24 protein-coding genes are annotated in these 20,745 nt (G+C 71.1%); 16 read left to right on the top strand and 8 right to left on the bottom strand.

The genetic code is table 11. The features are described from left to right. Positions 1 to 21 precede the first annotated feature (21 nt). The 4 genes from M3Q35_RS35490 (at position 22) to M3Q35_RS35505 (ending at position 2,243) form a co-directional block, all read left to right on the top strand. Complete coding sequence (locus tag M3Q35_RS35490) at positions 22 to 177, top strand: Sp36 family protein (RefSeq protein WP_116174671.1); 156 nt, start codon at positions 22 to 24, stop codon at positions 175 to 177. Continuing rightward, positions 174 to 629: a RidA family protein gene (locus M3Q35_RS35495; protein WP_273936902.1), complete on the top strand. Its 456-nt coding sequence runs from the start codon at positions 174 to 176 to the stop codon at positions 627 to 629. The genes M3Q35_RS35490 and M3Q35_RS35495 overlap by 4 nt, the downstream gene beginning before the upstream one ends. A gap of 89 nt (positions 630 to 718) precedes the next feature. Continuing rightward, a complete protein-coding gene (locus tag M3Q35_RS35500) occupies positions 719 to 1,315 on the top strand; it encodes a hypothetical protein (protein ID WP_273944590.1) in 597 nt (198 codons plus the stop codon). A gap of 13 nt (positions 1,316 to 1,328) precedes the next feature. Continuing rightward, complete coding sequence (locus M3Q35_RS35505; protein ID WP_273936903.1) at positions 1,329 to 2,243, top strand: hypothetical protein; 915 nt, start codon at positions 1,329 to 1,331, stop codon at positions 2,241 to 2,243. A gap of 41 nt (positions 2,244 to 2,284) precedes the next feature. Here the strand turns inward: M3Q35_RS35505 and M3Q35_RS35510 are convergent, their stop codons facing one another. Next, a complete protein-coding gene (locus M3Q35_RS35510) occupies positions 2,285 to 3,172 on the bottom strand; it encodes a Gfo/Idh/MocA family protein (protein WP_273936904.1) in 888 nt (295 codons plus the stop codon). Between the two features lie 90 nt (positions 3,173 to 3,262). Between M3Q35_RS35510 and M3Q35_RS35515 the strand changes: the two genes are divergently transcribed. From M3Q35_RS35515 to M3Q35_RS35525, 3 genes are all read left to right on the top strand, one after another. Further along, positions 3,263 to 4,099, top strand: a complete 837-nt coding sequence (locus M3Q35_RS35515) for an NUDIX hydrolase (protein WP_273944591.1) — start codon at positions 3,263 to 3,265, stop codon at positions 4,097 to 4,099. After that, the gene (locus M3Q35_RS35520) at positions 4,096 to 4,902 is read left to right on the top strand and encodes an MBL fold metallo-hydrolase (protein ID WP_273936905.1); all 807 of its coding nucleotides are present in this window, start codon (positions 4,096 to 4,098) and stop codon (positions 4,900 to 4,902) included. The genes M3Q35_RS35515 and M3Q35_RS35520 overlap by 4 nt, the downstream gene beginning before the upstream one ends. Positions 4,903 to 4,977: 75 nt before the next feature. Next, the gene (locus tag M3Q35_RS35525; RefSeq protein ID WP_273936906.1) at positions 4,978 to 5,649 is read left to right on the top strand and encodes an NPCBM/NEW2 domain-containing protein; all 672 of its coding nucleotides are present in this window, start codon (positions 4,978 to 4,980) and stop codon (positions 5,647 to 5,649) included. 4 nt (positions 5,650 to 5,653) lie between these two features. On the opposite strand, the gene dnaN is transcribed toward M3Q35_RS35525, so the two are convergent. Beyond that, positions 5,654 to 6,739, bottom strand: coding sequence for a DNA polymerase III subunit beta (dnaN, locus tag M3Q35_RS35530; protein WP_273936908.1), 1,086 nt, complete (start codon positions 6,737 to 6,739; stop codon positions 5,654 to 5,656). Between the two features lie 254 nt (positions 6,740 to 6,993). Between dnaN and M3Q35_RS35535 the strand changes: the two genes are divergently transcribed. Beyond that, the gene (locus M3Q35_RS35535) at positions 6,994 to 8,433 is read left to right on the top strand and encodes a CehA/McbA family metallohydrolase (RefSeq protein ID WP_273936909.1); all 1,440 of its coding nucleotides are present in this window, start codon (positions 6,994 to 6,996) and stop codon (positions 8,431 to 8,433) included. Here the strand turns inward: M3Q35_RS35535 and M3Q35_RS35540 are convergent. The 3 genes from M3Q35_RS35540 to M3Q35_RS35550 form a co-directional block, all read right to left on the bottom strand. Then, complete coding sequence (locus M3Q35_RS35540; RefSeq protein ID WP_273936910.1) at positions 8,408 to 9,658, bottom strand: MFS transporter; 1,251 nt, start codon at positions 9,656 to 9,658, stop codon at positions 8,408 to 8,410. The two genes, M3Q35_RS35535 and M3Q35_RS35540, sit on opposite strands and share 26 nt — an antisense overlap. A gap of 433 nt (positions 9,659 to 10,091) precedes the next feature. Further along, positions 10,092 to 10,766 carry a Crp/Fnr family transcriptional regulator gene (locus M3Q35_RS35545; protein ID WP_273936911.1) on the bottom strand — a complete coding sequence of 225 codons (675 nt, stop codon included), beginning with the start codon at positions 10,764 to 10,766 and terminating at the stop codon, positions 10,092 to 10,094. Positions 10,767 to 10,821: 55 nt separating this feature from the next. Next, the gene (locus tag M3Q35_RS35550; protein ID WP_043730536.1) at positions 10,822 to 11,082 is read right to left on the bottom strand and encodes a hypothetical protein; all 261 of its coding nucleotides are present in this window, start codon (positions 11,080 to 11,082) and stop codon (positions 10,822 to 10,824) included. Positions 11,083 to 11,231: 149 nt separating this feature from the next. Here M3Q35_RS35550 and nth point away from each other — a divergent pair, with 149 nt between their 5' ends. From nth to M3Q35_RS35570, 4 genes are read left to right on the top strand one after another with little or no spacing between them, the layout of a single operon-like run. Next, the gene (gene nth / locus M3Q35_RS35555) at positions 11,232 to 11,948 is read left to right on the top strand and encodes an endonuclease III (protein WP_273944592.1); all 717 of its coding nucleotides are present in this window, start codon (positions 11,232 to 11,234) and stop codon (positions 11,946 to 11,948) included. Further along, positions 11,945 to 12,556, top strand: a complete 612-nt coding sequence (locus tag M3Q35_RS35560; protein ID WP_273936912.1) for a TlpA family protein disulfide reductase — start codon at positions 11,945 to 11,947, stop codon at positions 12,554 to 12,556. The genes nth and M3Q35_RS35560 overlap by 4 nt, the downstream gene beginning before the upstream one ends. Further along, entirely contained in the window at positions 12,553 to 13,239 is a 687-nt protein-coding gene (locus M3Q35_RS35565) for an NUDIX hydrolase (RefSeq protein WP_273936913.1), read from the top strand. The genes M3Q35_RS35560 and M3Q35_RS35565 overlap by 4 nt, the downstream gene beginning before the upstream one ends. Further along, a complete protein-coding gene (locus M3Q35_RS35570) occupies positions 13,236 to 14,414 on the top strand; it encodes a MarP family serine protease (RefSeq protein ID WP_273936915.1) in 1,179 nt (392 codons plus the stop codon). Before M3Q35_RS35565 ends, M3Q35_RS35570 begins: the two co-directional genes overlap by 4 nt. Here M3Q35_RS35570 and M3Q35_RS35575 read toward each other — a convergent pair. Next, the gene (locus M3Q35_RS35575) at positions 14,391 to 15,119 is read right to left on the bottom strand and encodes an alpha/beta fold hydrolase (RefSeq protein WP_337960507.1); all 729 of its coding nucleotides are present in this window, start codon (positions 15,117 to 15,119) and stop codon (positions 14,391 to 14,393) included. The genes M3Q35_RS35570 and M3Q35_RS35575 overlap by 24 nt on opposite strands. A gap of 80 nt (positions 15,120 to 15,199) precedes the next feature. Further along, on the bottom strand, positions 15,200 to 15,688 hold the full coding sequence (locus M3Q35_RS35580) for a phage holin family protein (RefSeq protein ID WP_273936917.1): 489 nt from the start codon (positions 15,686 to 15,688) through the stop codon (positions 15,200 to 15,202). A gap of 120 nt (positions 15,689 to 15,808) precedes the next feature. Between M3Q35_RS35580 and M3Q35_RS35585 the strand changes: the two genes are divergently transcribed. Continuing rightward, a complete protein-coding gene (locus M3Q35_RS35585) occupies positions 15,809 to 16,348 on the top strand; it encodes an RNA polymerase sigma factor (protein WP_273936918.1) in 540 nt (179 codons plus the stop codon). After that, positions 16,341 to 17,387: a CU044_5270 family protein gene (locus tag M3Q35_RS35590; RefSeq protein WP_273936919.1), complete on the top strand. Its 1,047-nt coding sequence runs from the start codon at positions 16,341 to 16,343 to the stop codon at positions 17,385 to 17,387. Before M3Q35_RS35585 ends, M3Q35_RS35590 begins: the two co-directional genes overlap by 8 nt. Before the next feature lie 39 nt (positions 17,388 to 17,426). Here M3Q35_RS35590 and acs read toward each other — a convergent pair whose 3' ends face one another. Next, positions 17,427 to 19,397 (bottom strand): acetate--CoA ligase, encoded by a 1,971-nt coding sequence (gene acs, locus M3Q35_RS35595; RefSeq protein ID WP_273936921.1) that lies wholly within the window; start codon positions 19,395 to 19,397, stop codon positions 17,427 to 17,429. 115 nt (positions 19,398 to 19,512) lie between these two features. On the opposite strand from acs, the gene M3Q35_RS35600 reads away from it, so the two are divergent. After that, positions 19,513 to 20,235 carry a Fic family protein gene (locus M3Q35_RS35600; RefSeq protein WP_273936922.1) on the top strand — a complete coding sequence of 241 codons (723 nt, stop codon included), beginning with the start codon at positions 19,513 to 19,515 and terminating at the stop codon, positions 20,233 to 20,235. 148 nt (positions 20,236 to 20,383) lie between these two features. Next, a complete protein-coding gene (locus M3Q35_RS35605; RefSeq protein WP_273936923.1) occupies positions 20,384 to 20,737 on the top strand; it encodes an effector-associated constant component EACC1 in 354 nt (117 codons plus the stop codon). Positions 20,738 to 20,745: the final 8 nt, after the last annotated feature.

Genomic DNA, 20,745 nt, shown 5'->3' on the forward strand with positions numbered 1-20,745 from the left:
CGCGCCGGTTAGGCTGCCGGCATGACTAAGTGGGAGTACGCCACGGTCCCGCTCCTGATCCACGCGACCAAGCAGATCCTGGACCAGTGGGGCCAGGACGGCTGGGAGCTGGTGACCGTGTTGCCCAACCCGAGCGGCGAGCAGCATGTCGCCTACCTGAAGCGGGAGAAGGCATGACCTGGTCGGGCCGGCTCAAGGAGCTGGGCATCGAGCTGCCCGGGGTGGCCGCGCCGGTCGCCGCCTACGTGCCGGCGGTGCGCACCGGCTCGCTCGTCTACACCTCGGGCCAGCTGCCGTTCGTCGCCGGCTCGCTGCCCGCGACGGGCAAGGTCGGCGGGGAGATCGGGCCGGACGAGGCCAAGGCCTACGCCCGCACCTGTGCGCTGAACGCGCTGGCCGCGGTCGACGCGCTGGTCGGGCTGGACTCGATCACCCGCATCGTCAAGGTCGTCGGCTTCGTCGCGTCGGCCGAGGGCTTCACCGGCCAGCCGGCCGTGGTCAACGGCTCGTCCGAACTGCTGGGTGAGATCTTCGGCGAGGCCGGCGTGCACGCCCGGTCAGCCGTCGGAGTGGCGGAATTGCCACTCGGCGCACCCGTCGAGGTCGAGTTGATCGTCGAAATCGGCTAATTCAGTAACCCGTTCGGGTGGCGCTAAGGTGGCGTCTCCTGGTCTGCTAGACCGCGAGAGTCACCTTCGCCACTGGAAGGGCGGTGGGCGTGCGGGACAACGCCGAGCTGAATGCGCATGAGCTGCTGCTGAGGCTGGCCGGACGACTGTCCGACACCCAGCTGTGGCGGTTCCGGGACTGGCTGGCGAGCGGGGCGCTGCCCGTGCTCGGCCGGGCCCTGCCGCGTGCGCTGCTGCACGACCGGATCGGCCTGACCGCCGACGAGCACTCGCTGCTGCGCGGCATCGGCGCCGACCCGGCGCTGACCAGCTCCGTGCTGGGCATCGGCGCGGTCCCCGAGCCGGCGTTCACCTTCGTGGCCGAGGCCGCCGACCAGGCCGCCACCGGTGACCCGATCGGTGTCGTGCTCGGTGCGACGCTGCGCGGCCGCGAGGGCCTCGGCGAGGTGCGCTGCGCCTGGCGGCACGCCGCCGACGGCCGCGTGCACCGCGTGGTGCTGGTGACGGCCGTCGCCGACCACCACCGTCTGACCGGCGAGCTCCAGCGCATGCTGCGGGCGCTGGGCGAGCACGAGCCGTGTGTCGAGGTGCTGGCGCCGGACTTCGACCTGTCGCCGTACCACAGGGCCGCGCTCGACGTGTCCGAACTGCTGTGCTTCGGCGCTGCCGATCTCGCCACCGCCTGAAAGGAGACCCGTCGTGTCGGACGTCGCGACTGGGGACGGACTGCCCGATCGGCTGCACGACATTCTGCTGCGGATGGCCGGGCGGGTCGACGACGACGCGCTCACCTCGGCCCGCGAGCTGGTCGCCATCGCCGAGTCGGACCGCGCCGTCGAGCTGCTCGTCGGCTGCCTGATCGCCGGCGGCGTGCCGGTGACGCCGGCCGAGAACGGCCAGCTGCGGTCGCTGCTGGACCAGTCCCGCTCGGACCCCTCGCTGGCCGACCGGCTCAAGGTCCGCGACACCTGGTACGCCCCGCCGCACCGGTTCAGCTACGAGCCGGACGCCGGTGAGGGCATCGGCGCGGCCTTGGCTCCGGTGGTCGACTTCCTCATCGGCGTGCAGTCGGTGCACGCGGTATGGCGGGTGACGCCGGCCGGTGCGACGCCGGGCGCGGTGCCGCAGCGCGTGGTGCTGGTCGAGATTGGTTCCGACGGCTTCGCGCCGGCGACGGCGTACCGGATCGGGCAGGCGCTGGAGGCCGCCGGCATCCGGGCCGTGGTCGAGGTGCTGAAGACCGGCGCGGACCGCAGCGACTACCACCGGCTGGCCGCCTCGGACGCCAAGCCGATCAACTTATCGGGCCAGCACGCGGCCGCCCCGGCCACGAGCGGCGGTCGCCGCTCGAAGAACGGCGGCTCCGTCGTGCCGATCAAGCCGGTGGCCCACGCCCAGGCCAAGCCGGCCGCGGTGGCCAAGGCCGAGCCGGTCGAACCGGTGCAGCCGGTGGCCGCCGACAAGGCCGCGCAGCCGCCGGTGCTGGAGCCGTCGGCCGACCCGTCGGCGCTCGGGCTGGTGGACTACAAGCCGATCGCCGAGGACAAGCTCAGCGACGTGGAGCGCGACCTGCTCCGCCAGCTGCACGAGGAACTCGCTCAGCGCGAGCAGTAAGCCAGTGACAAGGGGCGCTCACCACGGTGAGCGCCCCTTTGTCATGCCAGCTTGCGTAGCGCCTGGTCGAGGATGTGCTGGAGGTGCAGGCCGCGCTGGGCGTCGCACGCGTGGGTGTGCTGGCCGCTGCGCACCATTTCGACGAAGGTGTCGAGCATCGCGGCGTATGCCTGCTGCGAGGACGTCTTCCGTCCGCCGAGGGTGTTGTGGCCGTGTTCGCCGTACACCGCCAGGTCGACGATGGTCGGCCGCATCGGCAGGTGCATCGACATCGTCACAGTGCTGGTGACGCCGTTGGCGTGGCCCAGGATCAGGTGCCAGAGGTCGTTGTCGGTCTTGTGCGCGGCGAGCACGTCCTCGATCGGGCCGAGGGCCGCGTCCAGCAGGTCGAAGGCGTGCGGGCCGACGTCGAACAGCGCGCCCTGGTCGTGCCGCCACTGCGAGCCCGAGTACGCGCCGCCGAGCAGCGCTCCGGACAGCCACTGCGCGCTGCCGCCGGTCCAGCCGCCCATGCAGCCGACTTCGGCCAGCCAGTCGATCACCTCGGGGGAGAACCGCAGGGTCAGCATGACCAGCGACGCCAGGTCGTTGTCGGTGATCGTGCCGGCCAGGCGACGCGCGTCGTCGACCGTGCCGGCCAGCGGCTTCTCCAGCAGCACGTGCTTGCCGGCCTGGGCGGCGCGCAGCGCGATGTCGGCCTGTACGGACGGCGGCACCGCCACCGCGACCACGTCGACCTGGTCGATCAGGCGGTCCGGGTCGTCGGCCACCTCGGCCCCGTAGCGGCCGGCCAGCTCCTCGGCGGCGTCCCGGCGCCGGGCCCACACCGTGGTCAGGCGGGTGCCGGGGTGTTCGGCGATGCCGGGTGCATGCACCGAGCTGGCCCACGGCCCGGCACCGATCAGTCCCACGCGCAGTTGTTCCTCCACGTGACGATTCTCCACGGGGCTTCCGGCCGATTGGCCTTTAGGCTCGGGGACGTGCCACAGCTGCCCGAGGAACTGACGCTGCCCGAGTCGATGGTGCCGGACATCGCGCCGAACCCGCCCGTGACGCCGAAGGACGCGGCCACCGTCGCCCTCGTGCGCGAAGGCGACGCCGGTATGGAGGTGTTCCTGATGCGCCGGGTCACCGGCATGGCGTTCGCCGGCGGCATGACCGTCTTCCCCGGCGGCGGCGTCGACCGGCGCGACGCAGACACGTCCGTCGCCTGGGTCGGGCCTGAGCCGGCCTGGTGGGGGCGCAAGTTCAGCTGCGACCCGAGCATGGCCCGTGCCCTGGTGTGCGCCGCCGTGCGGGAGACGTTCGAGGAGTCCGGCGTGCTCCTCGCCGGCAAGGACGACGTCTCGGTGGTGGCCGACGCCTCGCAGTACGCCGACGTGCGGCATGCGCTGGTCAACCGCGAGGTGTCGCTGGCCCAGTTCCTGGCCGACGCCGGCCTCGTGCTGCGGGCCGACCTGCTGCGGCCGTGGGCCAACTGGGTCACGCCGGCCGAGGAGCCGCGGCGCTATGACACCCGGTTCTTCCTGGCCGTGCTGCCCGAGGGCCAGCACGCCGACGGCGCCACCAGCGAGGCCGACCAGGCCGGCTGGCAGCGGCCGCAGGACGCCATCGACGACTGGAAGGCCGGCAACGTCGGGCTGTTGCCGCCGACCTGGATGACCCTGGCCGAGCTGCGCGACGCCGGCACCGTGGCCGCGGCGATGGAGCTGGACCGGCAGACCACCGAGAAGATCATCCCGAAGGTGATCCGGCGTGGGAACAAGCTGCACGCCGTGTTGCCCGGCGACCCCGAGTACGACCGCGCGCCGCTGCACCTCGACCCCGGTCCCGAGGACGAGGTGGCCGGCCGATGAGCTCCCGCCCGGCCGTCGGCGAGCGGGCGCAGCATCCCGCCTACGGCGTGTTGCGCCCCGTCACGCCCACGGCCGCCGTGCTGCTGGCCGACAACCCGTCCGAGATGACGCTCGACGGCACCAACACTTGGGTGCTGCGCGCCCCCGGCTCTTCGACGTGCGTCGTCGTTGACCCGGGACCGGACGACGAGCGGCACCTCAGCCTCGTCGCCGCCCACGGTCCGGTCAGCACCGTGCTGCTCACCCACGGCCACCCCGACCACTCCGCCGGCGCCCGCCGCTTCGCCGAGCTCGTCGACGCCCCCGTGTACGCCCTCGATCCCGCCATGCGCCTTGGCTCCGAGGGCCTGTCCGACGGTGACGTCATCGCCCAGGCCGGGTTGGAGATCCGGGTGCTCGTGACCCCCGGGCACACCGACGACTCGCTCTGCTTCTGGCTCGAGCACGACGCCCCGCCCGCCGTCCTCACCGGCGACACCGTGCTCGGCCGTGGCACCACCGTCACCGATGACCTCGGGCCGTACCTCGACTCCCTCCGTCGACTCGCCGAGCTGCCGCCCGGCACCTTCGTGCTCCCCGGCCACGGCCCCGACCTCCCCGACGCCGGCACCGCCGCCCGCGCCTACCTCGCCCACCGCGAGCAGCGCCTCAACCAGGTTCGCGCCGCCCTGGCCCAGCTCGGCCCCGACGCCACCGCCCGCCAGGTCGTCGAGGTCGTCTACGCCGACGTCGACCGCTCCCTCTGGTACGCCGCCGAGTGGTCGGTGCGCACCCAGCTGAAGTATCTCCGCACCTTGCGATAGTTCGCCGAATCCGATCCGCCGAGCGTCGCCACTCGGTTACTCTCCGGGACTTCATCGTCATGTGGAGAGGTGACCATGACCGCGCCCGGCGCCCAGCCGCCGCCCGAAGACCATTCCCTTCAGGTCGCGAAGATCGACCGCAGCAAGGCGCTCTGGGTGGCTGTGATCACAGGCATCTTTGCCGTCGTCGCAGCCGGCACCACGGGCTACTTTGCCGGTAGGAAGGACGGGAGTACCGCCGCGCCGGCTGTGTCGACTGTGGTCAGTGTTTCCACGAAGACCATCGCAGTGTCGGCCAGTGCACCCGGCGGGGGAGGATCATCAGCGCCCGCGACCAATGTGGCCAATGGCAATGCGGTGTCCGTACTCGACCTGCCTGATGTCGGCGACGCGTACACCAAGTTCACGAAGGGCTTTCCCTACGTGGACGGCAAGCGGCAGGACAATGCGATGTTCGCCCGCCCGTGCAGCGCGGGCGCAGCCTACGACCTCGATGGCAAACATGCCACGTTCCGAGCGACAGTCGCTGTCGCCGACTCCACCCGCGACAACGTCAAGGCGGAGCTGACCGTCAGCCTGGATGGCGCAGTGCAGCAGTCTCCTTTTACCGTCTACAAAGGACACAAAGCGGACATTGCGATCGACTTGAGCGGCGGCAAGCGAATGGTGCTCGCGGTGTCGTCGAACTCCATTTGCTACGGCGACGACGATCAGTTGGTCCTGATCAACCCCCTGCTGGGCAGTTGAGACATCACCCCACCGTCCGGATCGGCACGACGAGGTACTGGAGCCGGCCGTCGGAGGTGAACATGGTGCCGCGGCGGCCGGGCTGGATGGACAGCGTGACCTGTTGGCCGGCAAAGGCTTTGAGGGCGTCGGAGAGATAGCGCAGCTGGTAGGCGGGGGTGGGGCGGCCGCCGGTGATCTCGGCCTTGACGTGCTCCTCGGCCTCGCCGACCTGCTGACCGCCGCCGTGGACACGGACCTCGCCGTCGCCGAGGGCGAGCTGCACGACCTGAGGACCCTCGCTGAAGAGGCCGACTCGGCGGACGGCGCCGGCGAGCGCGTCGGCGTCCACGGTGACTGTGGCATCGACGGTGGTGGGCAGGATCTTGCGCTCGTCGGGCAGTGTGGAAGCGAGCAGCGAGGTGACGATCGCGGCGTCGCCCCAGACGAGGCCGGCACGGTCCTGGTCGACGTGGAGGGCGACGTGCTCGGTGGACGACGCCTGCTTGGCCGCCTCGACGAGCAGGGCCGCGGGAACCATGGCGTCCACAGAGGACTCGCCGGACCACGGCAGGGTGGCGATGGCCAGCCGATATCGATCGGTCGCGATCATGGACAGCGGCCCGCCGGGCTCGCCGCGTAGGCGGACGCCGGTGAGCATGGGCAGGGCGTCGTCGCGAGCGGCGACGGAGGCGACGACCGACAGCAGGGCGGCGAATTCCGGACCGTCGAGCGAGCCGACCCGTGCGGGCGGCTCGGCGACGCCGGGGTGCAGATCGGCTTCCAACAGCGGCAGTGCGAACCGAGCGCCGGGGACGCGGACGGCCAGCCGCGAACCCTCGACGACCAACCGGACCTGCGGGGCATCCAACGCGCGCAAAGTCTCGGCCAATGGCTTGGCCGGCACCAGAACCTGGCCGTCTGCGTGCACGGTGGCGGCGCAACGCAGCCGCACGCCGCGCTCCCGATCGGTGCCGCGGACCAGCACCCCGTCCCGGTCCGCGGTGATCAGCACGCCGGCCAGCACGGGGTCGTACATCCGGGACGGCAGCAGCCGCACCAGATCGGCGAGCGTGCCGGCGAGCTGCGCGGTGGTAGCGGTGAGGTCCATGCCGGCGACGCTACGACGCACCCCTGACAGTTTCATGCGCCGCGTTCCGCGGCGGGCTCGGTCCCTCCGGGGCCGGTGCCTTCCTTAGCCGGATTTAGCCCGCCGCATCGGCTCTGGTGGTGGGGCGTGTCGGGTGGCGGCGGGCGAAATCCGGCGACAGTCCAGGCACCGGCGGGGCCTCGCGGTTTGGACGGTCAACACAGTTCATCTGACGGTGGTGTTCGAGTCACGTTCCGACGCATAGCGTCCAGTGCATGAGCATCAACCGGAGGGCACTGCTCATCGCGGGTGGCGCGTTGGCGGCCGGCCAGATGTTGCCGGGCATCGCGTTCGCCGACGGCACGGACGGCAGCGAGCAGACGATCACCGTCACCGGCCGCTTCGAGCCCGGCGCACCCGACTGGTACTACCTGCCGGTCGACGTGCCACGCGGCGTCGCGGAGCTGACCGTCGTCTACAGCTACGACCGTCCGCAAGTGCCGCCCGGGCAGGTGGGCAATGCCCTGGACTTCGGGGTGTTCGGCCCGGCCGGCCACGAGCTGGGCAACCACCACGGCTTCCGGGGCTGGTCCGGCGGTGCCCGCGACCGGTTCACGATCAGCGCCTCCGACGCGACGCCCGGCTACCTGCCCGGGCCGATCGACCGCGGCACCTGGCACGTGATCCTCGGCCCGTACACGGTCGCCCAGCAGGGGTTGAACTACCGCGTGGACATCACGCTGCGATTCGGGCCGCCGGGCAAGCCGTTCGAGGTGAAGCCGGCCCCGTCGTTCGCGCCGGCCCGCCGTCGCGGCCGTGACTGGTACCGCGGCGACGGCCACCTGCACACCGTCTACTCCGACGGCAAGCGCACGCCGGACGAGCTCGTGGCCGCGGCTCGCGCCGCCGGCTTGGACTTCATCGTCTCCACCGAGCACAACACGCCCAGCGCCTCGCTTCAGTGGGGCCGGCACGCCACCGAGGACCTGCTGATCCTCAACGGCGAGGAGGTCACCACCCGAGCCGGGCACTGGCCGGCCTGGAACCTGCCGGTGGGCCGCTGGATCGACTGGCGCTACCGGGACACCGAGCCCGACGATTTCCGGCGCTTCGTCGGCGAGGTGCACTCGGTCGGCGGGCTGGTTGTCGCGGCGCACCCGTATGCACCGTGCATCGGCTGCTCGTTCGAGTTCCGCTACGACCTGGTCGACGCCATCGAGGTCTGGAACGGGCCGTGGACCGATGACGACGAGAAGACGCTCCAGGCCTGGGACGCGATGCTGCGGGAGGGCCGCTGGATCCCGGCCGTCGGCGACAGCGACGCGCACGCCGAGCCGCAGGTCGTCGGCTTACCCCACAACGTCGTGCTCGCGGAGGACCTGTTCGGGCCGTTCCTGTTCGCCGGGCTGAAGGCCGGCCACAACTGGATCGCCGAATCGGCCCAGGTCCAGCTGTCGCTGAAGGTGACGGACGGCCGGCGCAGCGCCGGTATCGGGGAGACGCTGCGCACGGGCCGTCCGGTGACCGTCCACGTCGAGGTGGACGGCGCGCCCGGCACGCAGACCCGGGTCATCGACCAGACCGGGATCCGACACGCCGGCGAGGGGTCGGTCCAGCACACCACCAGCCCCGCCGCCTCCGACTGGATCCGGGTGGAGGTGCGGCGGGGCGAGCAGATGGTCGCGCTGACTAACCCAGTTTTTCTTCGACGCTGACCAGGGCCGCGGTGGTCAGGGTGGACTGCTTGACCGTGCCGCGGAACGCCCAGACCAGCGCGGCGATGACAAGGCCGGCGACCGCCGCGGCCAGGAACGACCAGGTCGTGCCGTAGTTCTGCACCAGCTGGCCGCTGGTCGACTGGCCGATGGCCAGGCCGAGCGTCACCGAGGTGATCACCCAGCCGAACGCCTCCGTGGTCGTGCCGGCCGGGGCGACCAGCTCGATCGCCGCCGAGTGCGCGGTCGACTGCGGCGTGATCAGGATGCCCACCGCCAGCAGCGCCAGGGCCAGGCCGAACATCGTGGACGGCAGCACCAGCAGCAGCAACAGCAGGGCGAAGCCGGCCAGCAGCACCGGCAGCCGCAGGTGCATGGCCCGCGGCCAGGGCCGCACGCCGTAGAGCACGCCGAAGACCACCGAGCTCACCGACCACAGGCTCAGCAGCAGACCGCCGGCCGACGGCGCGCCCGCCTCGGTGGCGAACGCCGGCACCGCGACCTCGACGAAGCCGATGGTCACGCCGAAGCCCAGCGCCGCCAGGGCCACCGTGCGCATGCCGGGGCTGGCCAGCGCGCCGAGCAGGCTTTGCGGGCGCAGTTCGTCGCGGTTGGGCCGCCACGAGCGGACCGTCGGCGTCAATGCGAAGGCCAGACCGCCGACGACCATGGCCAGCGTGCCGGCGACCAGGCCGGTGCCGGCCCACGGCAGCGTGGTCATCACGCCGGCCAGGCCCGGGCCCAGGATGAAGAAGACCTCCATGCTGATGGCCTCGTAGGCGTACGCCGCCTGACGCACCGGGCCGGGCGGCACCAGGCGCACCCACAGCGAACGGGAGGCCGAGCCGACGGACATCTCGGTCAGGCCGATGCCGAAGGCCAGCAGGACCATCAGCCACTCGGCCTGGTGGGTCTCCACCGCCCAGACCTCGCCGCCGACGAAGGCCAGCGTGAGGCCGGCGATGACGCACATCGGCCGGGTCGGGCCGACCCGGTCCATGATCCGGCCCTGCACCACCGAGCCCACCGAGACACCGATCAGCGCCGCCGCCGAGGTCAGGCCGGCGATGGCGAACGAGTCGGTGGCGCGCTGCACGTACAGCAGCAGGGCCAGGCCGATCATCGCGACCGGCAGCCGGGCCAGTGCGGAGGCGAGCACCGGCAGCTTGGCGCCGGGCGTGGTCAGTGCGGTGCGGTAGTCGGAAAGGGACGCGGACTGGGACATGCGTACCAGTATGCCAGAGTCTGGTACCGCCGTACCAGAGTGGAGTCCTAAGTCACGATGTAGTCACGGCGTTGCGATGAGTGGGTGAACGCACGCAACGTAAAGACCCAATTTGGAGTCCTTGAGGGTGAATCCGGTTGTCCGTGGCAGGCAGTTCCATGTCACAGTGACCAGGCACAACCTCCTCAGGTGTCGGGTTCGGGGCCTGACATCAGAGGGGACGGGGTGCGCGGCCCGTCGGGGGATGGCCCGCGCAACACGAAAGGCCGGCTAGTGGCGTCGGGGGCCACCGCCGGCCTTTCGTCGTTCTCGGGGTTCGTCGCCGATCGGCGATCCTGAAATGTGGCCGTTGGGTACGGAAAGACTGCCTGGTCGGACGGCCGAAAGGCCCCCGTCCGAAGATCGGACAGGGGCCTTTCGGGCGTTTGAATCCCTAGCGGGCGCGTCGAGCCAGGCGCTCCGGGTCGAGGATCAAGACGCTCTTGCCTTCGAGCCGCAGCCAGCCGCGGTGCGCGAAGTCGGCCAGGGCCTTGTTCACGGTCTCGCGGGAGGCGCCGACGTACTGGGCGATCTCCTCCTGCGTCAGGTCGTGAGTGACCCTCAGCAGGCCGGCCTCCTGGCTGCCGAACTGGCGCGCGAACTGGAGTAGCGCCTTGGCCACCCGGCCGGGCACGTCGGTGAAGATCAGGTCGGCCAGCATGTTGTTCGTCCGGCGCAGCCTACGGGCCAGCACCCGCAGCAGCTGCTCGGCGATCTCGGGCCGCTTGCTGATCCATTCCCGCAGCTCAGGCCGACCCATCGAGAGCGCGCGAACCTCGGTCACGGTGGTCGCGGTCGACGTGCGCGGGCCCGGGTCGAAGATCGACAACTCGCCGAACATGTCGGACGGGCCCATGATGTTGAGCAGGTTCTCGCGGCCGTCCGGCGACTTGCGGCCGATCTTCACCTTGCCGCTGTGGATGATGTAGAGCCGGTCGCCGGGCTCGCCCTCCGCGAAGATCACGTGTCCCCGCGGGAAGTCGATCGGTTCCAGCGTGACGAGCAGAGCCTCTGCCGCCGACGGTTCCACACCCTGGAAGATGCCCGCGCGGGCCAGGGTCTCGTCCACCTCGTCCCTCCTTCGAGACGCGGCGGCCGGTGCCGCCGATCACTAGCGTGTCAGTCTAGGACCCGTTGCCCCTGGTCCGCCGGGGACGCAGCCTCGCGGCGCGTCCGCCCAGCCTACGCAGACGGAACAGCTCCAGCGCCCGGCCGATGCCGTGCCCGTACAGCGCCCTGACCTCGTCCGGCCGGGCCTGCTCCAGGAATTCCTCGACCTCGTTCTCCTGCACGGCAACATGGCGCAGGCGAGCTTCCACGCGCTCCATGAAGAGCGCGAAGAACATGATCAGAAGTGGTACGACGAGCACCAACCAGGCAGTCATGATGCCTTCATCCTCTCTCATGGCCGTTCGGTCGCGCGCATCGGGGGTCACCCCGGCGTGTCGGACCTGTCGGTCGGGGTCCGTACGCTGGGTAGGTGCCAGCGACCGCCGCCGCGAACAACCTCAGCCTCGTCCGCCGGGTGCGGCGGATGACCCGCGCGTTGGCGCAGGGGTACCCCGACGCGCACTGCGAACTCGACTTCGGCACGGCATTGGACCTCACGGTCGCCGTGATCCTGTCGGCCCAGTGCACCGACAAGCGGGTCAACGAGGTCACGCCTGCCCTGTTCCACAAATACCCGACCGCGGCCGACTACGCCGGGGCGAACCGGGTCGAGCTGGAGGAGATGATCAGGCCGACCGGTTTCTTCCGGAACAAGGCCACCTCGATCATGGGCCTCGGCGCCGCGCTGGTGGACAAGCACGGCGGCGAGGTGCCCGGCACCCTTGAGGAGCTGGTCCGGCTGCCGGGCATCGGCCGCAAGACGGCCAACGTGGTGCTCGGCGAGGCCTTCGACGTGCCCGGCATCACCGTCGACACCCACTTCGGCCGGCTGGTCCGGCGCTGGGGCTGGACCGAGGAGACCGACCCGGTCAAGGTCGAGCACGCCATCGGGGAGCTCGTCCCGCGCAAGGACTGGACGATGCTCTCGCACTGGACGATCTTCCACGGCCGCCGCGTCTGCCACGCCCGCAAGCCGGCCTGCGGGGCCTGCTTCCTGGCCCCGGACTGCCCGTCCTTCGGCGACGGCCCGACCGACCCGGCGGTGGCCGGGAAGCTGGTCAAGGGGGACGAGGCGCCGCACCTGGTGGCCTTCGCCGAGCAGGTCAGGGCCGGCAAGAAGAAGGCCGGCGCCGCGAAATGAGCGTTCGGTGGCGCTGGGTGCTGGTGGCGGTGGTGCTCGCGGTGGCCACCGCGGTCGCCGTGTGGCCGCGTGGCCAGGCGCCCACCCACGCCGTCGTCCCCACGCCCGACCTGGGCGCATTGCGGAAGACCGCCGCCCTGCCCGGCTGTCCGCAGTCACATGAACCGCGGCAATCCGGTAAGGGCCCCTTGGCCGGTTTGAAGGTCACCTGTATGTCCGACGGCTCGGAGATCACCCTCGGCGGCGGGCCGATGCTGGTCAACTTCTGGGAGCCGTGGTGCGAGCCGTGCAAGACCGAGCTGCCCGTGCTCCAGGAATATGCGGCTCGACCTGGGGCGATCCCGGTCCTGCTCGTCGAGATCCCGGCCAACAGCGACCAGGCCGGCGGCCTGGATCTGCTCGGCTCGCTCAAGGTCAAGCTGCCCTCGGTGTGGGATCCGAACGCGGTGGTGGCCAACGCACTGGGTCGGCCGAACGTCTTCCCTGTCAACCACGTAGTTGCAGCGGACGGCACCGCGAAGAGGATCACCGCGGTGCCCTTCTTCGAGTCGGCGGACCAGGTGGAACAGGTGGTACGGCAGTATGCGGACGGGAGAGTCACCGGATGAGTCCTGGCCCCCTGGTGGACCCGGCGGACGTGCCCGACTGGCTGGCCGGCCTGGTCGCCGCCACCGCCGACCTGGACGCGTCCGCGCTGACCAGGGTGCGCCCGCCGAACGGCCTGCCGACCCGGCCGGCCTCGGTGCTGATGCTGCTCGGTGACGGTGACGACGGTCCCGACGTGCTGCTGACCCGCCGCGCCGACACGCTCAACTCCCATCCCGGCCAGGTCGCCTTCCCCGGCGGCAGCGCCGACGACACCGACCGCGGCCCGGTCGACACCGCGCTGCGCGAGGCCGAGGAAGAGGCCGGTGTGCTGGCCGACGGCGTCCGTCCGGTCGCGCTGCTGCCCGACCTGTTCGTGCCGGTCTCCGGCTTCATGGTCACGCCCGTGCTGGCCCTCTGGGAGCGGCCGTCACCGGTCCGTGTGATCGACCCGGCCGAGACGGCCGCGGTGGCGCGGGTGCCGATCGCGCACCTGACCGACCCGGCCAACCGGTTCCGGGTGCGGCATCCCTCCGGATTCAGCGGACCGGCCTTCGCCGCACCGGGCATGCTGGTGTGGGGCTTCACCGCCGGCCTGCTCGACGGGCTGCTCCGGCTGGCCGGCTGGGAGCGCCCGTGGAACTCGGCCGACGTGCGTGATCTGGACGAGTCGCTGCGGGCGGCGAACGCGGAGGTGCAGGCGTGAACTGGGTCGACCTGGTTGTGGTCCTGCTGGCCGTGATCGCCGCGATCTCCGGGGCCCGGCACGGCCTGATCACCACTCTGCCGGCGACCGTCGGCGTGCTCGGCGGCACCGTGCTCGGCCTGATCGTGACGCCGATGATCATGGCCAACTTCAACAGCAACGTCACCCGGATCGCGGTCTGGATGGGCGCGCTGGTGCTGCTGGTCGCGCTGGGCGAGACCTTAGGCGTGTGGCTCGGCCGGTCCATCCGCCAGCACATCCGGCTCGGCCCGTTCACCGGCGTGGACCACACCCTGGGCGCGGTCGTGCAGTGCGCGGTGGTCTTCGTGGTGGCCTGGGTGTTCGCGCTGCCGCTGACCTCGGTGCCGGTGCCCGGCCTGGCCTCGGCCATCCGCGGCTCGGTGGTGCTGGGCACCGTCAACAACCTGATGCCGGCCGAGGCCGAGCAGCTGCCCAACGACGTGAGCAAGCTGCTCAGCTCGGGCCTGCTCACCGCGACCGGTCCGTTCACCCGGACCCCGATCACCGATGTCGACCCGCCCGACACGGCCCTGCAGAACAGCCAGGTCGTGAAGTCGGTGGAGTCCAGCGTGCTCAAGGTGCGCGGGCGGGCGCCGTCCTGCTCACGGGCCCTGGAGGGCAGCGGTTTCGTGATCGCGCCCGAGCGTGTGATGACCAACGCCCATGTGGTCGCCGGCACCGACGACGAGGTGGTGGAGGTCGGCCGCGGCCAGCTCACCGCGCACGTCGTCTACTACGACCCGGAGGCCGACGTCGCGGTGCTGTCCGTGCCCGGCCTGGACGCCCAGCCGCTTCAGTTCAGCCAGCAGGACTACACCTCGGGCCAGGACGCGATCGTGCTCGGCTACCCGCTGGACGGCCCGTACACCGCGCGGGCGGCCCGGGTCCGGCAGCGCATCCAGCTCAACGGGCCGGACATCTACGGCACCCAGAAGGTCACCCGTGACGTCTACACGATCCGGTCGATCGTGAAGAGCGGCAACTCCGGCGGCCCGCTGATCAACCCGAACGGCCAGGTCATCGGGGTCGTGTTCGGCGCGGCGGTGGACGACCCGGAGACCGGTTTCGCGTTGACCACGGCCGAGGTCAGCAAGGTGGTGCAGCAGGCGCGGTCGCTGTTCCGGCCGGTGTCAACCGGCTCCTGCGCCGAGTAGCAGCGCGGTGACGGCGTCGGGGCGCTCCCACTGCGGGAAGTGCCCGGCGCCGTCGATCACCTCGTACGGCGTGAAGCGGGTGGCCGGAGAGGTGCGGGCGTCGTGCTCGCCGCGCAGGCGCAGCACCGGCGCCTCCAGCGGGCGGCTGACGGCTTTCTTGAACTCGCGGCCGTCGCCTCGTAGCCGGGAGCGGAAGGCCCAGCGGAAGTACTCCATGCTGCTGTGCGGGACGCCCCGGATCAGCATCGCCTCACGGGCGCGGCGCAGCACCTCGGGATCGGCCGTCCACTGCGGACCGGTCCACGCGCGCAGCAGGCGCTCGACCACGGCGGCGTCGTCGGCTGCCAGCTTTCGCTCCGGCCAGAACGGCGGTTGGGCCTTGAGGAGGGTGCGCAGCGGGATCTCCAACGGGTGTGGCGCGGAGATCGTCGTGACGGATTCGACCAGCCGGGGATGCAGGGCCGCGGTCGTCCACGCCAGCACGCCGCCCCAGCCGTGCCCGACGAGATGGGCCCTGCGCGCGCCGAGGGCCTTGATCAGCCCGGCGACGTCGCCGGCCAGCGTCCAGCCGTCGTAGCCGCGCGGCGTCTTGTCCGACTTGCCGTAGCCCCTCAGGTCCACGGCTACGGCGTGGCGGCCGTGCGCGGCGAGCACCGGCAGCTGGTGCCGCCAGGTCCACCAGAACTCCGGGAACCCATGCAGCATCAGCGTGAGCGGACCGCTACCGGCCTCGGCGACGTGCAGCCGGATGCCGTTGGCCGAGATGGTCCGATGGCGCGGCGGTGTTACGAGTGCTCGCCGGGGTGGCTCAGCGCGGCGGCCGTGTCCTTGATCGTCTCGATGGTCCGCTGCGGCGCGCGCAGCTTGCGCACCTTGCGGTAGCCGAGGAAACCGAGCACACCGGCGCCGATGAGCATCACGCCCCACACGATGCCGAACGCGGCCGAGCGGTAGAGGCCCAAGTCGGCCAGCAGCTCGGCGATCGCGAAGAACAGGAAGAACAGGCTGAACATCAGGATCGTCAGCGCGGCGATGAAGAACACGCTGCCGCTGACGACCTTTTTGGCCTCGGCCTTGAGCTCCAGCTTGGCCAGCTCGATCTCGGCCCGCAGCAGCACCGAGACCTGGGTCATCACGGCCTTGATCAGACCGCCGACCGACTGCTCGCCGGCCACGTCGCGGGCCGTCTCCTCGGTCAGCGGGATCGAGGGCACCGGGGGCAGACCGGCGCCGTGGCCGTTCGGGGTGTGTCCTGGGCCTGTCACGGTGGTCATCGTGCCATGCACCCCCTGAGGTGCGCTGTGCGGTGCGCCCGGAACGCCGTCCGGCGCTGCGGGCAATCAGGTGGCATGTTGACTCAGACCGTGCCACCGGCGCTGACAGGAGGGCCGGGCGTGGACCGACTGGGGAGCGAATCGGACCTGGTCGCGCTGTACGACACCCACGCCCGGCTGCTGTTCCACTACCTGTCCCGCCGCGTTGGCCCCGAGGCCGCCGACGACCTGGTCGCCGAGACGTTCCTCGCCGCGTGGCAGCAGCGCGCCACCTTCGACCCGGCGCGCGCCGGGGCCAAGGCGTGGCTGTACGGCATCGCCACCAACCTGATGCGGCGTCACCTGCGCGGCGAGGAGCGGCGGCTGCGCGCGTGGGGCCGGGCGTGGTCCAACTGGATCGGGCACCGGCGTAGCGACGACGACCTCGGTGAGCGCGTCGCGACCGCGGCCGACGCCGAGGTGCTCGCCGGCCGCGCCGCCGAGGCCGTCGCCCAGCTGCGCAGCGAGGAGCGGGAGGTGCTGCTGCTGGTCGCGTGGGCCTCGTTGACGCCGACCGAGGTGGCCGAGGCGCTAGGCGTCGCTGTTGCCACCGTGCGCACCCGCCTGCACCGCGCCCGTACGAACGTTCGCAAGCACCTGGAGGACAGCCGTGATGTCTGAACTCGACGACGACCGCGTCGACGCAGCCGTCGGCGCTGTGCGTTCCGACGCCCCGCAGATGAGCGAGGCGTCCTTCCAGGCCACCCGCGCGCGGGTGCTTGCCGCGACCGCGGACAACGTGGTGCCGCTACGGCGACGCCGCGCCCTGCTCATCGGCGCGGCTGCGGCCGTGGCCACGGTGATCGGCATCGCCGTCATGCCCGGCTCGCCCGATTCCCCGGCGCCGTACGTATCGGCGGCCCCCGTGCTGAACAAGGCCGCCGACGTGACCATCGGCTCCGCGCCGGACCCGGTCGTCGGCGCCGGCCAGTACCTGCTCGTGCAGAGGGACCAGTGGACCGGCGGCCCGTACGAGTCGACCTGGCCGGCCGACTACGCGTACCTGGCTGAGGTGCGGACCGACATCTGGATCCCGGCCGACCGCAGCAAGTCGTGGAAGCGGGTGGTGACCGTCAGCCCCGATCCGAAGATGCTCTACGGGGACGAGGCGAAGGCCCGCGCCAACCTGGCCGAGTGGCGAAAGGCCTGGGACGGCACCACGGTGGCCGACGGCGGCGACTTCTACCACTACCCCGGTGGTCCGGAAGCCGCGGCGAACCTGGGCAGCCCGACGCCCAAGTACCTGGCCGGCCTGCCGGCCGATCCCAAGCAGCTCTACGACGCCCTCGAGCGTGAGCAGCGCCCCGACTTCGCCGGCACCGACGAGCGCCTGCTCGAAGCGGCCGGGGCCGGGCTGGCCAGCGGCCTGATGCCGACCGAGTTCCGGGCGCGGCTGTACCGGGCGCTGACGTACATCAAGGGGCTCGAGGTCGTCGACCAGGTGGCGAACCTGGACGGCAAGAAGGGCGTCGCGCTGGGGCTGCGGGCCGGATATCCCGGTGGCGACACCAAGAACGTCGAGACCCAGCTGATCATCGACCCGGCGACCGGGCAGTTCATCGGCGAGCGCGAAGTGGCGATGCAGGACTTCGACGGCGTGCACACCGGGACGGTGTTGTCGTACAGCTCCGTCACGTCGAAGGTGGTCGACCACAACTGACCCGAAGGCGGCCCGCACGGGCCGCCTTCGGGCCGGTGGTCAGTCCTCGCCCTTGCCCGAGTTCAGGCCCGACGAGATCAGGTCCATCACCGTCGAGTCGGCCAGCGTCGTCACGTCGCCGATCTGGCGGTTCTCCGCCACGTCGCGCAGCAGCCGGCGCATGATCTTGCCCGAGCGGGTCTTGGGCAGCTCGGCCACCACCATCACCTGGCGCGGCTTGGCGATCGGGCCGATCTCCTTGGCCACGTGCTCGCGCAGCTCCTTGACCAGCGCGGTGCCGTCCTCGTCCTCCTTGATGCCACGGAGGATCACGAACGCCACGATGCCCTGGCCGGTGGTCGGATCGGTCGCGCCGACCACCGCCGCCTCGGCCACCCGGTTGTGCGAGACGAGCGCCGACTCCACCTCGGTGGTGGAGATGTTGTGGCCCGACACCAGCATCACGTCGTCGACCCGGCCCAGCAGCCAGATCGCGCCGTCCTCGTCGTACTTCGCGCCGTCGCCGGCGAAGTAGTAGCCCTGGTCGGCGAAGCGGGCCCAGTAGGTCTCGCGGTAGCGCTGCTCGTCGCCCCAGACCCCGCGCAGCATCGACGGCCACGGCTTGTCCAGCACGAGGTAGCCGCCGCCACCCTTGCCGACCTCCTTGCCGGTGTCGTCGACGACCTTCGCGCCGATGCCCGGCAGCGGGCCCATCGCCGAGCCCGGCTTGGCCACCGTGACGCCGGGCAGCGGGGCGACCATGATCGCGCCGGTCTCGGTCTGCCACCACGTGTCCACCACCGGCGTCTTGCCGGCGCCGATGTGCTCCCGGTACCAGATCCAGGCCTCGGGGTTGATCGGCTCGCCGACGCTGCCGAGCACCCGCAGCGAGGACAGGTCGTAGCGGGCCGGGATGTCCTCGCCCCACTTCATGAAGGTGCGGATCAGCGTGGGCGCGGTGTAGTAGATCGACACCTTGTACTGCTGGATGACTTCCCAGTGCCGGCCCTCGTGCGGAGTGTTCGGCGTGCCCTCGTAGACGATCTGCGTGGCCCGGTTGGACAGTGGGCCGTACACGATGTAGCTGTGGCCGGTGACCCAGCCGATGTCGGCCGTGCACCAGTAGACGTCGGTGTCCGGCTTGAGGTCGAAGACGTTGTAGTGCGTGTAGGACGCCTGGGTGAGGTAGCCGCCCGAGGTGTGCAGGATGCCCTTCGGCCGGCCCGTCGTGCCCGAGGTGTACAGGATGAACAGCGGGTGCTCGGCGTCGAACGCCTCCGGCGTGTGGTTCTCGGACTGGGCGTCCACCACGTCGTGCCACCACAGGTCGCGGCCGTCGACCCAGTCGACCTGGCCGCCGGTGCGACGGACCACCAGCACGTTGCCGATGGTCGGCGTCTTCTCGACGGCCTCGTCCACCGCCGCCTTGAGCGACACCGGGTTGCCGCGGCGGTACTGGCCGTCGGTGGTGATCACCAGCTTGGCCGCGGCGTCCTCGATACGGGAGCGCAGCGCCTCGGCCGAGAAGCCGCCGAACACCACGCTGTGCACCAGGCCGAGGCGGGCGCAGGCCAGCATCGAGAAGATCGCCTCGGGCACCATCGGCATGTAGATGGCCACCCGGTCACCGGCCTCAAGGCCCAGCGACAGCAAGGCGTTGGCCGTCTTGGAGACCTCGCGCTTGAGGTCCGCGTAGGTGATCGTGCGGGTGTCGCCCGGCTCGCCGACCCAGTGGATCGCCACCTGGTCGCCGTGACCCGACTCGACGTGGCGGTCGACGCAGTTGTAGGCCACGTTCAGCTTGCCGCCGACGAACCACTTCGCGAACGGCGCGCCGGACCAGTCCAGGACCTGGTCCCACTTGGTCGCCCAGCTCAGGCGCTCGGCCTGCTTGGCCCAGAAGGCCTCGCGGTCGGCGTCCGCCTCCTGCTGCAGCGCGGCGGTCGCGTTGGCCTGGGCTGCGAACTCCTCGCTGGGCGGGAACGACCTGCTCTCGGTGAGCAGGTTGTCCAACGCGGACGGCTCTGTCATGGTGCGTGGCCTCCTGGAAATCGCCTGCGGTAGTGGTGCTGAACCTAGTGCTACGGGGACTCCCGTACCAGTGCCGTAAGGTCTAGACCATATCGGCCGGGTAGGGTCGCCGGCTGTGAACGACCCGCTGGCGCCACTGTTGGATCTGCCCGGTGTCGCCGCGGCCGTCGAGGCCGCTCGCGACGCCGTTGCCGAGGTCCACCGCCATCCCGCCAACCGTCGGGGCTGGCCCACCACCGCCGCCGAGGCTTCCGTCCGGGCGGCCCGGGCCTCCGCCGTTCTCGACGGCGGCGCCGCCGAGATTCCGTCGGACGGGTCCGTGTCCGACCCGTTGTTGGCCGGATCCCTCCGGGTCGCCGAGGCCATCGGCCCTCTGCTGTCGACGTGGCAGAAGGCCCCTCTCCAGGCGTTGGCCCGTCTGCACGTCCTGGCCGCCGCCGACCTCGTCGACTCTTCCGCTTTGGGACGGCCTTCTGCCGCCGGTCCCCGGCTGGAGATGCTCGCCTCGTTGATCGCCGGCGGCAGTTCCGTTCCCGCCCCCGTGCTGGTCGCCGTCGTCCACGGCGAGCTCTTGTCCCTTGCCCCCTTCGGCCCCGTCAGCGGCCTCATCGCCCGCGCCGCCGCGCGTCTGACGATGATCGGTACCGGCCTCGACACCAAGGGCCTCGCCGTGCCCGAGGTCGCCTACCTCCGCCGCTCGGCTGAGTACCGGTCGACGTTGGAGGGCTTTTCCGCCGGCACCCCCGACGGCGTCACCGCGTGGCTCCTGTTCAGCTGCTCCGCCTTGGAGGCCGGCGCCAGCGAAGCCCGCAGCATCGCCGACTCTGTGGGGCAGTGAATTCGTTACACCCTAATGTGTAGCTCGTTCGGGTGATTGTGCGTATTTTCTTGTCCATTTCGTTTTCCGGTGCGGTGTTCGGTCGGATGGGCGGCTGGCTAGACTTGTGACTTCCTCGGTCGTGCGAATTGATCACGGGAGTCGTGGCATGCCCACCGGAAGTGTCGCCATCACCGGCGATGAACAGGAATTGCGAAGCCTGGCCAGGTGGCTGCGTGACGAGGACGACCTGCGCGGCCGGGTGTCGCTGGCCGACCGCCCGATCGCCGCGGGGGAGATGGGCGGTGTGCTCGACTCCGTGGTCGTGGTGCTGACCAGCGCCACCGCCGGGCAGCTGGTCAAGTCGGTGTTCGGCTGGCTCGGCCAGCGCCGCCACGCGTCCGCCGTGGTCCTCAAGGCCCGTAACGCCCGCGGCGCCGAAATCGAATTGAAGTGTGGTTCTGCGGCGGACGCCTCCGTCGTACTCGGTGACCTGCGGGCCTTTCTCTCGGATGGTGAGTGATCGACCTT

Source organism: Kutzneria chonburiensis (genome assembly GCF_028622115.1).
Taxonomy (GTDB): domain Bacteria; phylum Actinomycetota; class Actinomycetes; order Mycobacteriales; family Pseudonocardiaceae; genus Kutzneria; species Kutzneria chonburiensis.